Source organism: Niallia sp. FSL K6-0212, from assembly GCF_038007605.1.
Taxonomy (GTDB): Bacteria; Bacillota; Bacilli; order Bacillales; family Cytobacillaceae; genus Niallia; species Niallia circulans.
The window spans coordinates 268,384-282,199 of record NZ_JBBOXL010000001.1 but is presented as its reverse complement, the minus strand read 5'-3'; the positions used below and the strand labels follow the sequence as shown (position 1 = coordinate 282,199).

Genomic DNA, 13,816 nt, shown 5'->3' with positions numbered 1-13,816 from the left:
TAAAGAAAATAAGGGAGGCGGAGCAGTTGACTACAAGGATAGTTATTATTGACGATCACCAATTATTTAGAGAAGGGGTAAAAAGAATTCTCGACTTCGAATCGAGCTTCGAAGTAGTAGCTGAAGGAGACGATGGTACACAAGCTATTCAGCTAATCGAAGAATACCAACCCGACGTAACAATCATGGATATAAATATGCCTACCATTAATGGTGTAGAGGCAACAAGACAATTACTAGAGAAATTTCCAGAAACAAAAGTCATCATCCTATCTATACATGATGATGAAAACTACGTAACCCATGCCCTTAAAACAGGTGCGAGCGGTTATCTGCTTAAGGAAATGGATGCAGATGCATTAATTGAAGCAGTTAAGGTAGTAGCAGATGGAGGGTCTTATTTACACCCGAAAGTAACCCATAATCTCGTTAATGAATATCGCCGTTTAGCAATAGAGAATGCAAACTCGGATGAACATCATGTACAAGTAGTAGAAATTAGAAGACCATTGCACTTGTTAACAAGACGTGAGTGTGAAGTTTTACAGCTTCTTGCTGATGGAAAAAGTAACCGAGGAATCGGAGAGGCACTATTTATTAGTGAAAAAACGGTTAAAAACCATGTAAGTAATATTTTACAAAAAATGAATGTGAACGACCGTACACAAGCAGTAGTTGTTGCTATTAAAAACGGTTGGGTAGAAGTTCGTTAAGTAAAAAGGGGTTACCTAAATCACTTGTTGGTTTGAGGAAACTCCTTTTTTTAACGAATTGTTTTATTTGGTGAGGTTGGTGTTTTCGTTGCAATTGCAATCATATGAAAATGCGATAAAATTGTAGGAAGTGAAAGTAAAGAAATATTGCCATCCTAATCAACCTCTAAAGTGAAAAATCTGTTATAATATTTCCTTGCCATTTAAAATTCCATATAAATTCCTCTTTATGTGCATTATAATAGAATTAATCGATAATGCTAATTAACTTTTATAGTTAAAATATGTATACAAACGAATAGATAAGGAAGGTAACTAATTGCATGAAAACAGCTATTGTTACAGATAGTACGGCCTATATTCCTAAAGAGGTGAGGGAGAAGTACAATATATATATGATCCCATTGACAGTTTTCTTAGGGTCAGAAGTATATGAGGAGGAAAAAGAATTAACCGCATCTGAATTTTATGAAGCAGTTAGAAAAATGGACCTGCCTACGACCTCTCAACCATCTATTGGAAAATTTGTAGAGCTATTTGAAGAACTATCTAAAAATTATGATGAAGTAATAAGTGTTCATTTATCAAGTGGTATCAGCGGCACTTATCAAGGAGCCATTACTGCTGGAGACATGGTAGAGGGCATTAAAGTATTTGCTTTTGATACAGAAATAAGCTGCATGGTTCAAGGTTTCTATGCTATAGAAGCAGCAAAATTAGCTCAACAAGGGAAAAGCGCAGCAGAAATTATTCCCATTCTTGACGAATTAAAACAAACAAGCAACGCCTACTTTATGGTAGATGATCTATCAAATCTTCAAAGAGGTGGACGACTATCCAGTGCTCAAGCAATCATCGGCAGTCTTCTGCAGGTTAAGCCATTGCTGCATTTTAAGGATAAGATAATTGTCCCATTTGAAAAAATCCGCACAAAAAAAAGAGCAATGAGGCGAATTGTCGAACTTCTCCGCGAAGAAACGAATGGAGGCAGCTACTACGCTGCCATCATCCATGCTAATCGCGAAGAAGAAGCAAAAGAATGGAAAGCAGAACTAGAACAAGAATTCCCCAATATTGAATTCTCATTAAGTTACTTTGGTGCTGTTATTGGTACACACTTAGGAGAAGGATCAATGGGACTTGGCTGGATAAAGAAAAGATAATAATGATGTTTGGAATCCCGGTTCTTAGAAAAGAATCGGGATTTTTGTGATGGTGGGAGAGTTAGTCGAAAGGATAGGTGAGGGAGTCGCAAGGAAAAAAATGAACAAGGAAGAGCGCCCCTTTTCATTCCTTCGTTATGACTAGCTTGTAAATCGTGTTTTACCCAGTCAGCACTTACAGCTCCATATCCTTCCTCACTACGTTCAGTCCGGTACCGCTGTAAGAACTTGACTAGGCATCAAAGTCACCTCTCGATTTCAAGAGGTGGTCTTTTACAAACTTCCCCTATCTTCCAAAATACCATCATTTTTTCTTCTCCATATTCTCAGCTGCAGTAATCTCTTTACGAGCCTCCAGCGTTTGGCGCATCGATTCTACGAGCTAGCGATCTCTCTCTTCTAAACGATTCTCTATGTATTCATGCTGACCATGAAATTCTTCAATAAGCTGTTTATTAAACTCCATTTGTTGCTTGCGGAAGCTTTTGAATACTTCCATTATGTAAAAAGCCATAAACGTTGTTAAATCAACGTTTACGGCTTTTTGGTGTGTTCCCAAACTTTGATTTGGGAACGTTATTTTGTATGGTGTTGTATATTAATATAATAATTTTTTCCAATAATCTGCAATGCGCTCAAAAGTTTTTGCTGATTTCTCTTTAACGAAGTTATTTGCTGCTTCGTAGTCTTTATCTTGTTTAGAAATACCTTTTGTAACAAAGTTCGATAACTCATCCTGCAATTTAGCAATGAGGACATCAACGTCCGATTTATTTTGAAGCATTCCGAATTTTTCTTTATAAACTTCAATCATTTTGGAAATTTCTGCTTCTGTATAATTGATTTTGCCTAGTTTATTTGTAATCGATAAATTATTTTTTTGTTGGGCATTTAAAGAAGTTGTATCCATATGTCGTGTTTCGTAAATCTTCGCACGCCCTTGATAAAATTTTTCTTCGATTGACTTATAACTCAATACACGTTTTTCATTTCGCTTTGTGTACTGTTCAATCAATTGGTGAAAGCCCTCTTTCGCATAACCTGTAACATATTTCTCACCAAATAGTTGTAATGCAGCTGTTGAAGAGGCAAGTTCTAATTGTGCCTCAGCAGAAGTTAATTGCTGCGTAATAGGTTTGCTTCCAGATTTTATATCTCGGCCTTTTGGTGTAGCAATATCTAAATTATCTAAGCCATCCGTTATATCTACAAGTAGATTTTCAATTTCTTCAATATCCTTCGCATTCTTCCCATCAAAGATACCATTATCATTTAAATATTGACTGAAAATAAGCCATTGGTCTCGCGGACGATATGAAAAAATATCAGATGGGTCTTCTACTTGCTGAGCAAACATTTGTGCAATTTCTTCATCTGTCTCTGCTTTTAGATGTTTTATTTCATCAGAGAATGTTAAAGTAAAAGCTTTTCCGTCACGCTCTACTTCAATTTCTTTTTTTTCACCTAGTGGCTGCTTCATTAGTACATCTGTATTGGTCGATGCTTGTTGCTTAAATTGTTCTTTTACTGCTCCTTCAAACAAAAGATTAATTTGCATAACGGCACTCCTTATTTATTACCAGTTAATATAAAGACTGAAAATTGGTATTATATTTTATATCGGATAACGATAAATAATTTAAATTATGTAGTTACCAAGTGCAGTTTAGTAAACAAAAGCAACTAAGTTTTATTCACTAGTCCTTTTTTATCAAATAGTCAGGAATTCAAATGGCTGTATAGAATAAATTCAGTATGAAAAAAAGGAAGTGTGCAGTTGATCGTAAAACCAATTGAATATCGATATCGAGCGCTCCAATTAGAGGCCTTGCTCTCGAGGATTAGAGCTAATCATTCTAATATTCCGTTAATCAATCAAGATTATCAACGGAAGTTGGCAAGATACAGGGGGGAAGCAGGCAGTGGATTTTCCCGCTTAGTTTTTTGCCAGATAATGACTACTTTATCCTGCATGATTTACGCCTATGGGACGGAAAACATTTTTTCCAAATTGATGTATTAATTCTGCATGCGAAATATGCGTTAATCCTTGAAGTGAAAAATATCATTGGCGAGCTATACCTTGATACTGATTTACATCAAATGATACGAATAAAGGAAGAAGAAAAAGAGGCATTTCCTGATCCTATTATTCAAGTGAACAGATTAAAGCGACAGTTTGAAGCCTGGCTATTAGCTAATCAATTTCCTATTATTCCTATTTACTCTCTCGTTGTATTTAGTAACCCAAAATCAATTTTGCGGTTATCCTCTCCTCAAATTCAAACCTTTAAAAACACCATCATTCATAAAGAATATTTACCAAAATTGATTTCTAAACTCACTTCTTCCTATAAAAGATCTTTTCTCCCAACAGATGAAAAAAGAGATTAATCAAGTGTCTTAAAAGAAAGAATACTCCTTTAGATACGGATATTTTGCAAAAGTATATTGGTTTTTCCCTAGCTGTAGTAATAAGTCAAAAAAAGGCGATACTCCCCACTTTAAAGGTTATTTAGTCTATAATAGCTTCAAGGACACTAGCAAATTTAAAACTGAAAAGAACAGGATTTAGAAAAAAGGCAATTCATCATTTAACCTTAAAATCTATTTAAAACAGAACTAGGAGGAAAATAATGCGATTTTATCAAAAGGACAATATATTACTCCCCACGAAAAGTAATTTCTCTCACTCCTTCCGAATCTCAAATGCTTCCCAAAATCAACTGATAACGCCGCCACTTAATAAAGCTTATCCATTTAATCCGCAACTCCAAGCTTCCCTCCAAGGTAAAACTTTACTACTAGCTGAGCTCCCTTTTTCAGAACAAGAAATCCAAGCACATTACGAAAATGGTTATTGCTCGTATAGGAAAGGGATAGAGAAAAAAGCTCGCAATAAGTACATTTGCATGCGTTGTGGAAATGAAAATCAGGAGTTATTTGCTACTTTTCCTTGTGCACGATGTAAAGAAAACTGCACTTATTGTCGAAATTGCATCATGATGGGGAGAATAAGTGAATGTACCCCATTAATTAAATGGAGTGGGCCAGAACTGGATCAAGAAACATCAAAAATTACATTACAATGGAACGGCAGTCTTTCACAAGGACAGCAAGAGGCATCAGACAAAATGGAGCAAATCATCGAGGCACAATCGGAGCTTCTTATCTGGGCAGTGTGAATAACCCAAAATGAATACATAAAAAATATTATAAATTAAAACGCCAATCAATCATGACGTTATCATTATCTATTTGAATTTCTTTTATCAGTGTTTGAACAATTGATTGTTTTTCCTTAAACTCTAAATTTTCAAAATCTGAATTCCTTCATCCCTTCCTTTTACTCTGCTAAAGATATAAACACTTTCAAAATTCTACTATAAAATAAATAATTTTCAAGACTATTAATTGCAAAATTTGTCAATTAATATTGAATTATAAAGATAAAGGGGGAAAACAAATGTTAAGTTTAAAAGGAAAGTTAGCAACTATACTAGGATTAATTGCTATTTTAGTAATTGGAACTAGCTATACAACTAATGCTGAAACAGGTACAAAGAATAGTACAGGAAGTAGCTCCGAAGTAAGTAGAGTAGAATATTTTTCTATTCAGAGTAACGTTGCTTGTGGAAATACAGCATCTAAATTTCGTACAGTTATCACTTTTAATTTAAGTAATGTAAGTGATGTTCCAGTTAATTCAACAATATATTTATATAAAAAAGATGGGACTCAATTTACTGGTAAAACCCCTAGTGCTGGAGGTGTTGATTCAGATATAACACCAGGCACTCAATTTACAATTAGCCCAAATTCAACGGTGCAGTATTACAGCTTTTTTGATGAAATGCAAACTGCAAGCGAACCAAGTTTTTCATGTGATGATAGACCAACATATGGAAAAGTAGTTGTGAATTCAAATGGTGGAATGTTAATTGGTAGCGGTGGTGTTAGTAGCCTTAGATTTTTAGATAAAGCAACCCCTGCTCATTGGGAACAATATTATGCAAATGATATTGAGCTAAATTCAGGTAAACCATTCTAAATGTTATCAAAGAAGACCTTTGTGTCTTCTTTTTTTGTATAGTTGTAATTAATCTCCCATAATCTCAATATCAAAGTACAACTTGTCCATAATCTTGCTAACAATTCCGTTGAATAGCCAACTATGAAAACCGAAAAATAATTATTAGAGATTCCAGGAGATTTCTACCGTATCCCCGTTAATATATATCTGTTTTATTAACTTTTGAACAATGGCTTGTCTTTCAGGAAATTCAGCTGTTAATAAATCGAGTGAGTACTGTTTCAAATCGTCTTCGCTTAGCATATTTGTCTTTTTTTTCTCCTGGGCTTCTTTCTTCCTAGTGAGTTCTAATTTTTCTTCTTCTAATGCCTGAAATCTTTCAGCCAACTTATTCTTATCCATTTTTTTTATAGTGTATAGATCAATTAATCTTCCTTCCTTGTCATCAATTTCTCTGAGCAATTTGTCATAGTCGACTAACTCCATTTCCTGATTAGTAAATGACTTATCAGCGATCATGTTGTTTATTCTATCCACTATTAAAGCTTCTAATTTTTTGGAATTCCAGTTTTTATTCATGCATTTTTCATCATATTCAGCGTGGTACCTTCTTGCACGACACACGTAATATCGATATTTTTTTCCTCTGTCAACACATGTGAATGTGACGTAATTTTCTCCGCAGCAACCGCACGTTATTAATCCAGTAAAAAGACTTTCTTTTGCTTTATTCGCATTTCTGCCTTTGTTTCTTGTTAATAGCTCCTGGACTCTATCAAACTGATCTTCAGAAATGATTGGTTCGTGCTTACCAACATAATACTCACCTGCAAAACTTACATACCCACAGTATAATCTATTGTGTAAAATATCATGGTATCGTCGAAACCTCCATACTTTGTATCCTAGTTCTTTTAATCGGTTTTGGACTTTTGTAATGGAGAGATATTGCTCGTATAAATCATATGCGAGTTTAATATGCTGCGCTTCATCTTCTTTTATTTCAAGTTTTCCGTTAACACGCGCATAACCTGCAGGGTCGTAATCTCCTCCGGAAGTTCGATACCCATTTTCAGCACGTTTAATATGGCCCATTCTCATACGCTCTGCAATAGTCTCTCTTTCAAGTTGAGCGAATACTGATAAAATACCTATCATTGCTTTTCCGAACGGTGTGGAAGTGTCTAGCGTCTCTGTAATGGAAACAAAATCCACATTATTCTTTAAAAAATGTTCTTCTATTAAATCAAGTGTATCCCGTTGAGAACGTGATAGCCTGTCCAATTTATAAACAACAACAGCATCTACTTTATTAACGTCTTCTAGCATCCTCTGCAGGGCTGGACGGTCTGTATTGGAACCGGAATAACCAGGATCAATATAAACATCGTAAATTCCCCATCCTTTTGCCTTACAATATGCTTCGATTCTTTCCTTTTGTGACTCGATACTGTAGTTTTCAACTTGTTCCTGCGTACTAACTCGGATATACACCGCAACCTGCGTTATTTCTTCTTTCATTTCTTTCCTTTGACGGACCAACACAATTCCTCCTATACAAAGGGAGAGCCGTCGCTCTCCCTGATGATTAAACATCTAGCTAGAAATTTAATACTCGATGAAATTTCGTTTTAACTTTCCAAGTATTTTTATGTCTTGCCCTTTTCGAGCTATTATTGGCGGGTATTTAGGATTTTCACTTTGCAAAATCATAGTGTCATCGGTTATATATACCCTTTTTAGAACAGCTTCTTCTCCATCAATTTGTACTGCAGCAATTTCACCATTTTCAACTTGATCTTGAACTCGAATCAAAAGCATATCACCGTCATGTATTCTGGCGTTTATCATGCTATCTCCTTTTGCACGAAGGAAGAAGTGTTCTGCACCGTTCATCCAGGATTTTGGTACATCTTCGTATCCTTCTATATCCTCATAAGCTAAGATACCTTCACCACAGCTAATAGTTCCAACTATAGGTACCTTTTGAAATCCAACATCTTTTACATAGTATGGAGAAGAATTTTCTTTTACTGTAAAGTTACCGGCTTTAGCAGAATCATAATTGTAGCTGATATCAACTGGATTTTGGTTAAAGCTAGGATCAATATCTCCTTTAGAAACCTTAAAGGCTTCTGCTAACTTTTCAACATTCCCTGGGTTAATAAGAGTTTTACAATTAATATAATCAGATAATGTGCTTTTTGAAATGCCAGACTTTTCACTAGTTCTTAGCTGAGTCCAGTTATTTCTTTTCATTAATTTCTTAATATTCTCTGATATTTCTTTCTTTAAAGGTAAATCCCTATCTATCAATATTCTCACCTCCTAATATTTATAATTATATCCGAAAAAATACGGAAAATCAAGAATTATTCCGAAAAATATCGTAATTAATTTAGTCGAAATATAATAATTATTAAAAATCCGATTTAATTCGGTTGACATTCCGAATTAAATCGGATATATTGTAATCAAGCCAAACGAAAACAGGAGGTGAAGCCAATGACCTTACGAATAACTTTAAGAGCAGCTAGAGTAAATGCGGGATTGAAGCTGACTGAAGCGGCTAAATTGTTTGGAATCAACAAAGATACGCTAGCTAAATATGAAAAAGACTCTTCAAATGTTCCACGATCTTTCTTTGTAAACATCGAAAAACATTATAAGATTCCAGTGGAAAATATTTTTTTTGGTCCACAATCCGATTTTTTTCGGAAATTAAAAACTGCATAAAGGAGGAAATGGAGGAAGATCCAAATGATTGAAGTCACATCAATGAAAGTCGGAGAGTTTCCTGTAGATATTCCTGTTGGGTTATCCAAGATGTTAGATGGTTGCTGGGTGAAGGAAAGAAAAATTCCAGCCATAGTAAACGAATACGAATGCAAGACAGTTCGAAGAAATGGTGACCTAGTTACCATCCTAACAAAGAAAAAAGCATAAGCAATTTTGTTAATCGATGCGCTGTTAACCGAGCCAAAGACGGTGTTGTGTTGGTCCTTATAGCTAATAAGACGGTAGCTACGTCAATGGAAGAAGTATACGAAGCTGAATAGCTTTTCTTTTTACCCACGATGTTGAAAAATGATGTCACAAAATAATGAGAGAAGGTGAAGTAATGCCAATCAGTAAATGCCTTATCAATTATGTATCGGACGGTGATTATTCTACAAGGTTAGATAACGTAGAGTATTCAACAAATTTACGTGAGATTTTAACTGTTGAAGATATGCAAGAAAGCTATCTGAAAGGGGGTGAAGTAATTGGACAAGAATAAACTACCGACTCCTGGAGAGTGGAAGGAATTATGCAATAAAGGCAAAGAAAAATAGGATCCTCACGCCAATAAGGATCCTAGGAAATTATGACTTATTACTAATATAACACATGAGAGGAAGAAATATAGATGAATTTTACAGTAACCGTTGATTTATCACCAAAGTTTGAGAAGGCAATTCTTTTATTTGCATCCGTTTTAGGAGGACAAGCTGCCCCATCATTACAGGGGGAAGGTCCTGCAAAAGTACAAGATGCACCAGTAAATAATGTAGCACCTATTCAGCAACCGGCACAACAAGCTCCTTTAGAACAGCAACCAGCATCGGAGCAACCGCAATATCAACAGGCTCCTCCTGTTCAACAAGCACAACCTGTTCAGCAGCCACCCGTGCAACAGCAACAACCCGCAGTAACACCGGGGGGAGTTCCAACTACTGCACCTGCTTATAGCATGGAGGATTTAGCTAGAGCGTCTACTCAATTAATGGATGCAGGAAAACAACAGGACCTATTAAACCTTTTAGCGCAATTTGGGGCTCAATCCTTAATGCAGGTACCTCAAGAGCAATACGGGGCATTTGCTACGAAATTACGTGAATTAGGTGCAAAAATATGAGTGGTAACATCGCGCATTCTGAACGATCTCATGCGCTATTATCGGCTAGTGCTTCCAAGCGCTGGCTAACTTGCACCCCGAGTGTAAGGCTCGAAGAGCAGTTTCCGGAATCAACTTCTGTGTATGCAGAAGAAGGAACACTTGCCCATGAGATTGCAGAACTGAAGTTAAGGAAACAGTTTACAGAACCGATGGGAAAAAGCACATTTACTCGTCGACTCAACAAAATGAAAAAGCATGAATTATTCCAGGATGAAATGTTACGCCATACAGATACTTACCTGGACTATCTGAAAGAATTAACGATTGGAATGCCTTCATTACCTTATGTGGCAGTGGAGAAAAGATTGAACTATAGTGCTTATGCTCCTGAAGGGTTCGGAACAGTTGATTGCCTGATTATAGGTGGAGAAACACTTTATATTACGGACTTTAAGTATGGTAAAGGCGTTGCTGTTGATGCTGAAGACAATCCACAAATGAAGCTATACGCATTAGGCGCTTACCAGGAATATGGATTCTTGTATCCTATTAAAAATGTTCATCTAGCAATCATTCAACCGCGTTTAGATAGTATTTCAGAATACGAGCTTTCTCTTAAGGATCTACTAGCATGGGGCGAAGAGATTAAGCCAATAGCAAAAAAAGCATTCAACGGCGAAGGTGAATTTGTCCCAGGAGAGCATTGTAAATTTTGTAAAGCAAAAGCACAGTGCCGAGCACGTGCAGAAGAGTTTAGCGCATTAGCTGATTTTACTGCTCTTAAACCGCCTTTACTTTCAAATGAGGAAGTCGGCCAAATGCTAGAAAAAGGGCAGCATATTGAAGCATGGATAAAAGCCCTTAAAGAGTACGCTCTTACTGAAGCATTAAAAGGGAATGAGATTGCTGGCTGGAAAGCTGTTGAAGGTAGAGGAACGCGCAATTATGTGGATATCGATAAAGCCTTTGATTACCTCAGAGTGAATGGTATCGATGAAGCTGTCTTATATGAACGTGTACCGTTAACCGTTCCTAAATTGGAAAAAGAGTTAGGCAAAAAAGAGTATAAGAGTTTACTAGAAGATCCGGGACTTGTTGTAAAAACTTCAGGTAAACCGACACTAGCACCTGCAGGTGATAAAAGACCGGCTGTAACTCTAAACCCCGATGCATCGGAGGATTTTAAATAATGGGTGATATAGCAGATTATCACGTTGATCAATATACCTCAGGTAGATGGGGTATGCCAATAAACCAAACAAAAAGGAGAAATGAAAACATGTCAAATCCAACTCGAATCGTAACAGGTGAAGCAAGATTAAGCTATGTAAATCTATTAACTCCAAGAGCAAGACAAGATGGAGGAGAAGCAAAATACAGCGTAACAATCCTTGTACCGAAATCTGACGTTCAAACAAAACAACGTATCGATGCTGCCATCGAAGCAGCCAAGCAACAAGGTAAAGATAAAAAGTGGAACGGGGTTATTCCTCCGATGGTTGCCCTTCCTGTCTATGACGGCGACGGAGTAAAGCCTTCTGACGGTATGCCGTTTGGTCCAGAGTGTAAAGGTCACTGGGTATTCAGTGCATCATCTAAGGCTGATCAACCACCTAAAATTGTGGATGCTAACCTTAATCCAATCGTAGATCCAACAGAAGTGTATAGCGGAATGTACGGCCGCGTAGCTGTTAACTTTGCACCATACGCAGCACAAGGGAAAAAAGGTATCGGTTGCTATCTATCTACTAATGTGCAAAAAACACGTGACGGTGAGCCGTTAGGTGCGGCAGCTCCAGCTGCAGCCGATGATTTCGGTGGAGGAGCTCCACAGCAACCGGCTTACCAACAACCGCAATACCAGCAGCAACAGTACCAACAACCAGCACCTAATATTCAAATGCCTTATGGTATGCAAGGGCAACCGCAACAGCCCTCCTCTGGTCAATACCAGACGCCACAGCTTGACCCGATTACTGGCCAACCGATTAATAACGGTAACGGTGGCGTGTACGGAATATGATTAGAAGTTTAAACATCGATATTGAGACTTATTCATCGGTGGATATTAAGAAGTCGGGGCTGTACAAATACGTACAGTCTCCGGACTTTCAGATACTACTTTTCGCCTATTCCATTAATGGCCAACCTACTAAGATTGTGGATTTAGCCCAAGGATGGCGTATACCTTTTGAAATTCATCAAGCCCTAATAGATCCTAATGTAACAAAACATGCGTATAATGCTGCATTCGAATGGTACTGTCTTTCCAAGTTTTTAGGCTTACCTACACCGGCTAATTGGCTGAAAGAATGGCGCTGTACGATGTTTCACGGTTTGTATTGTGGGTTTACTGCAGGTCTTGGACCAACAGCAAAAGCAATGGGCCTTCCTCAAGATAAACGAAAAATGAGTGTTGGATCTTCATTAATCAAGTTATTTTGTACTCCTACGAAACCATCTAAGAAAAATGGAAATCGTACAAGAACCCTTCCGCACCATGAACCGGAAAAGTGGGAGTTGTTTAAAGAGTATTGCATTCAAGACGTTGAAGTAGAAAAGGAAATAGAAAGTAGATTATCCAGTTTTCCTATTCCTGCATCTGAACAAAAGCTTTGGGAATTGGATCAACAGATTAATGCTTATGGTGTTCGTGTAGATCAACAGCTCATCGAAGGAGCTTTGTATATAGATGATTTAGCAACTGCAACACTTACAGAAGAAGCTGTAAAAATTACCGGATTAGCAAATCCTAACAGTTCGCAACAATTAACAAAATGGCTAGCTGATAAAGGATTAGAAGTGGAGAACCTGCAGAAGGATACTGTTACGAATCTTCTTGATTCTACAGAAGGGGAAGTCAAAAGAATGCTAGAGATTCGCCAGGAGCTTTCTAAAACTAGCACAAAAAAATATGTGGCCATGGAATCAGCTGTTTGTGATGACGGAAGAGTACGGGGCTTACTTCAGTTTTACGGAGCCAATAGAACCGGCAGATGGGCAGGTAGATTAGTCCAAGTGCAGAACCTTCCTCGCAACTATCTCGAGACTCTTGGCCATGCAAGAGAGCTTGTACGGGAAAAGAAAATAGATGCTTTGAAGTTTGTTTATGGGAATGTTCCTGATACTTTGTCTCAACTAATTCGTACAGCCTTTATCCCAAGTGAAGGAAATACCCTATTGATTTCCGACTTCTCGGCTATTGAAGCTAGAGTAATAGCTTGGCTTGCTGGAGAGCAATGGAGGTTAGATGTATTCAATACACATGGAAAAATATACGAGGCTTCAGCTTCTCAGATGTTTGGTGTTCCGTTGGAACTAATTAAAAAAGGGAATCCGGAATACGCTTTACGTCAAAAAGGAAAAGTTGCTGAATTGGCACTAGGTTACCAGGGATCATCAGGGGCTTTAATTAGTATGGGAGCTTTAGAAGGTGGATTAACGGAAGAAGAGTTACCGGATATCGTAAGACGTTGGAGATCCTCCAGTAAGAGAATTGTGGATTTATGGTATTCGCTAGAGAATGCAGCACTTTCTGTTATGAGAACAGGACAACCTGCGGGTGTTCGAGGACTAATTATAGCGCGAGAGAGCGATATACAAAACGGATTAGACTTTTTAACTATTACTCTTCCAAGTGGGCGCAAGCTATTTTATGTAAAACCGTTTCTTTCACAGAATGATTTTGGTAAGGAAGCGCTTCATTATTTTGGTCTTAATCAGACTACAAAGAAGTGGGAGAAACAATCCACATATGGCGGCAAATTAGTCGAGAACTGTGTTCAAGCAATTGCTCGAGATTGTTTAGCCGTGACATTGAAACGTTTAGCTGTATTAGGATATCAAGCTGTCATGCACATTCATGATGAGGTGGTGCTTGATGTACCAAAAAATCAAGCAGATTTGGACACCGTAACTTCCATCATGGGTACCCCAATTGATTGGGCTCCTGGATTACCGCTGACTGCAGATGGTTTCCTTTCTGAATATTACAAAAAGGATTGAGGTGTAATTAAAAGATGGCCAG

At 37.4% G+C, this 13,816-nt stretch carries 15 protein-coding genes; 12 read left to right on the top strand and 3 right to left on the bottom strand.

All coding sequences use genetic code 11. The features are described from left to right. Positions 1-26: 26 nt before the first annotated feature. Together MHH96_RS01305 and MHH96_RS01300 are read left to right on the top strand one after the other, a co-directional pair. The gene (locus MHH96_RS01305) at positions 27-713 is read left to right on the top strand and encodes a response regulator (RefSeq protein WP_047943671.1); all 687 of its coding nucleotides are present in this window, start codon (positions 27-29) and stop codon (positions 711-713) included. A gap of 323 nt (positions 714-1,036) precedes the next feature. Beyond that, entirely contained in the window at positions 1,037-1,876 is an 840-nt protein-coding gene (locus MHH96_RS01300; protein WP_047943672.1) for a DegV family protein, read from the top strand. 598 nt (positions 1,877-2,474) lie between these two features. On the opposite strand, the gene MHH96_RS01295 is transcribed toward MHH96_RS01300, so the two are convergent. After that, positions 2,475-3,434 carry a hypothetical protein gene (locus tag MHH96_RS01295; protein ID WP_341116454.1) on the bottom strand — a complete coding sequence of 320 codons (960 nt, stop codon included), beginning with the start codon at positions 3,432-3,434 and terminating at the stop codon, positions 2,475-2,477. 386 nt (positions 3,435-3,820) lie between these two features. Between MHH96_RS01295 and MHH96_RS01290 the strand changes: the two genes are divergently transcribed. The 3 genes from MHH96_RS01290 to MHH96_RS01280 all read left to right on the top strand — a co-directional run bounded on the left by MHH96_RS01290 (position 3,821) and on the right by MHH96_RS01280 (position 5,927). Further along, entirely contained in the window at positions 3,821-4,270 is a 450-nt protein-coding gene (locus MHH96_RS01290) for a nuclease-related domain-containing protein (protein WP_445668991.1), read from the top strand. 242 nt (positions 4,271-4,512) lie between these two features. Further along, positions 4,513-5,061, top strand: coding sequence for a hypothetical protein (locus tag MHH96_RS01285; protein ID WP_341116453.1), 549 nt, complete (start codon positions 4,513-4,515; stop codon positions 5,059-5,061). A 281-nt stretch (positions 5,062-5,342) separates the two neighbouring features. After that, positions 5,343-5,927 (top strand): hypothetical protein, encoded by a 585-nt coding sequence (locus tag MHH96_RS01280; protein WP_341116452.1) that lies wholly within the window; start codon positions 5,343-5,345, stop codon positions 5,925-5,927. Between the two features lie 144 nt (positions 5,928-6,071). Here the strand turns inward: MHH96_RS01280 and MHH96_RS01275 are convergent, their stop codons facing one another. Next, positions 6,072-7,451, bottom strand: a complete 1,380-nt coding sequence (locus tag MHH96_RS01275) for a recombinase family protein (protein WP_341116451.1) — start codon at positions 7,449-7,451, stop codon at positions 6,072-6,074. A gap of 66 nt (positions 7,452-7,517) precedes the next feature. Then, on the bottom strand, positions 7,518-8,225 hold the full coding sequence (locus MHH96_RS01270) for a helix-turn-helix domain-containing protein (protein WP_341116450.1): 708 nt from the start codon (positions 8,223-8,225) through the stop codon (positions 7,518-7,520). Positions 8,226-8,414: 189 nt separating this feature from the next. Between MHH96_RS01270 and MHH96_RS01265 the strand changes: the two genes are divergently transcribed. The 7 genes from MHH96_RS01265 to MHH96_RS01235 all read left to right on the top strand — a co-directional run bounded on the left by MHH96_RS01265 (position 8,415) and on the right by MHH96_RS01235 (position 13,794). Then, positions 8,415-8,645, top strand: coding sequence for a helix-turn-helix transcriptional regulator (locus MHH96_RS01265; RefSeq protein ID WP_341116448.1), 231 nt, complete (start codon positions 8,415-8,417; stop codon positions 8,643-8,645). Positions 8,646-8,669: 24 nt separating this feature from the next. Continuing rightward, positions 8,670-8,855 (top strand): hypothetical protein, encoded by a 186-nt coding sequence (locus MHH96_RS01260; protein ID WP_341116447.1) that lies wholly within the window; start codon positions 8,670-8,672, stop codon positions 8,853-8,855. A 175-nt stretch (positions 8,856-9,030) separates the two neighbouring features. Continuing rightward, a complete protein-coding gene (locus MHH96_RS01255; RefSeq protein WP_341116446.1) occupies positions 9,031-9,189 on the top strand; it encodes a hypothetical protein in 159 nt (52 codons plus the stop codon). A 129-nt stretch (positions 9,190-9,318) separates the two neighbouring features. Further along, positions 9,319-9,807, top strand: a complete 489-nt coding sequence (locus tag MHH96_RS01250) for a hypothetical protein (protein ID WP_341116444.1) — start codon at positions 9,319-9,321, stop codon at positions 9,805-9,807. Beyond that, positions 9,804-10,979: a DUF2800 domain-containing protein gene (locus MHH96_RS01245; protein ID WP_341116443.1), complete on the top strand. Its 1,176-nt coding sequence runs from the start codon at positions 9,804-9,806 to the stop codon at positions 10,977-10,979. The genes MHH96_RS01250 and MHH96_RS01245 overlap by 4 nt, the downstream gene beginning before the upstream one ends. Continuing rightward, positions 10,979-11,812 carry a DUF2815 family protein gene (locus MHH96_RS01240; RefSeq protein WP_341116441.1) on the top strand — a complete coding sequence of 278 codons (834 nt, stop codon included), beginning with the start codon at positions 10,979-10,981 and terminating at the stop codon, positions 11,810-11,812. Before MHH96_RS01245 ends, MHH96_RS01240 begins: the two co-directional genes overlap by 1 nt. After that, a complete protein-coding gene (locus MHH96_RS01235; protein ID WP_341118087.1) occupies positions 11,812-13,794 on the top strand; it encodes a DNA polymerase in 1,983 nt (660 codons plus the stop codon). Before MHH96_RS01240 ends, MHH96_RS01235 begins: the two co-directional genes overlap by 1 nt. Positions 13,795-13,816: the final 22 nt, after the last annotated feature.

Bases quoted from the DNA above. Each gene is read 5' to 3' on its own strand.
- MHH96_RS01250 (WP_341116444.1), top strand. From the start codon at position 9,319: ATGAATTTTACAGTAACCGTTGATTTATCACCAAAGTTTGAGAAGGCA.
- MHH96_RS01265 (WP_341116448.1), top strand. From the start codon at position 8,415: ATGACCTTACGAATAACTTTAAGAGCAGCTAGAGTAAATGCGGGATTG.
- MHH96_RS01260 (WP_341116447.1), top strand. From the start codon at position 8,670: ATGATTGAAGTCACATCAATGAAAGTCGGAGAGTTTCCTGTAGATATT.
- MHH96_RS01285 (WP_341116453.1), top strand. From the start codon at position 4,513: ATGCGATTTTATCAAAAGGACAATATATTACTCCCCACGAAAAGTAAT.
- MHH96_RS01295 (WP_341116454.1), bottom strand. From the start codon at position 3,434: ATGCAAATTAATCTTTTGTTTGAAGGAGCAGTAAAAGAACAATTTAAG.
- MHH96_RS01280 (WP_341116452.1), top strand. From the start codon at position 5,343: ATGTTAAGTTTAAAAGGAAAGTTAGCAACTATACTAGGATTAATTGCT.
- MHH96_RS01240 (WP_341116441.1), top strand. From the start codon at position 10,979: ATGGGTGATATAGCAGATTATCACGTTGATCAATATACCTCAGGTAGA.
- MHH96_RS01300 (WP_047943672.1), top strand. From the start codon at position 1,037: ATGAAAACAGCTATTGTTACAGATAGTACGGCCTATATTCCTAAAGAG.
- MHH96_RS01245 (WP_341116443.1), top strand. From the start codon at position 9,804: ATGAGTGGTAACATCGCGCATTCTGAACGATCTCATGCGCTATTATCG.
- MHH96_RS01255 (WP_341116446.1), top strand. From the start codon at position 9,031: ATGCCAATCAGTAAATGCCTTATCAATTATGTATCGGACGGTGATTAT.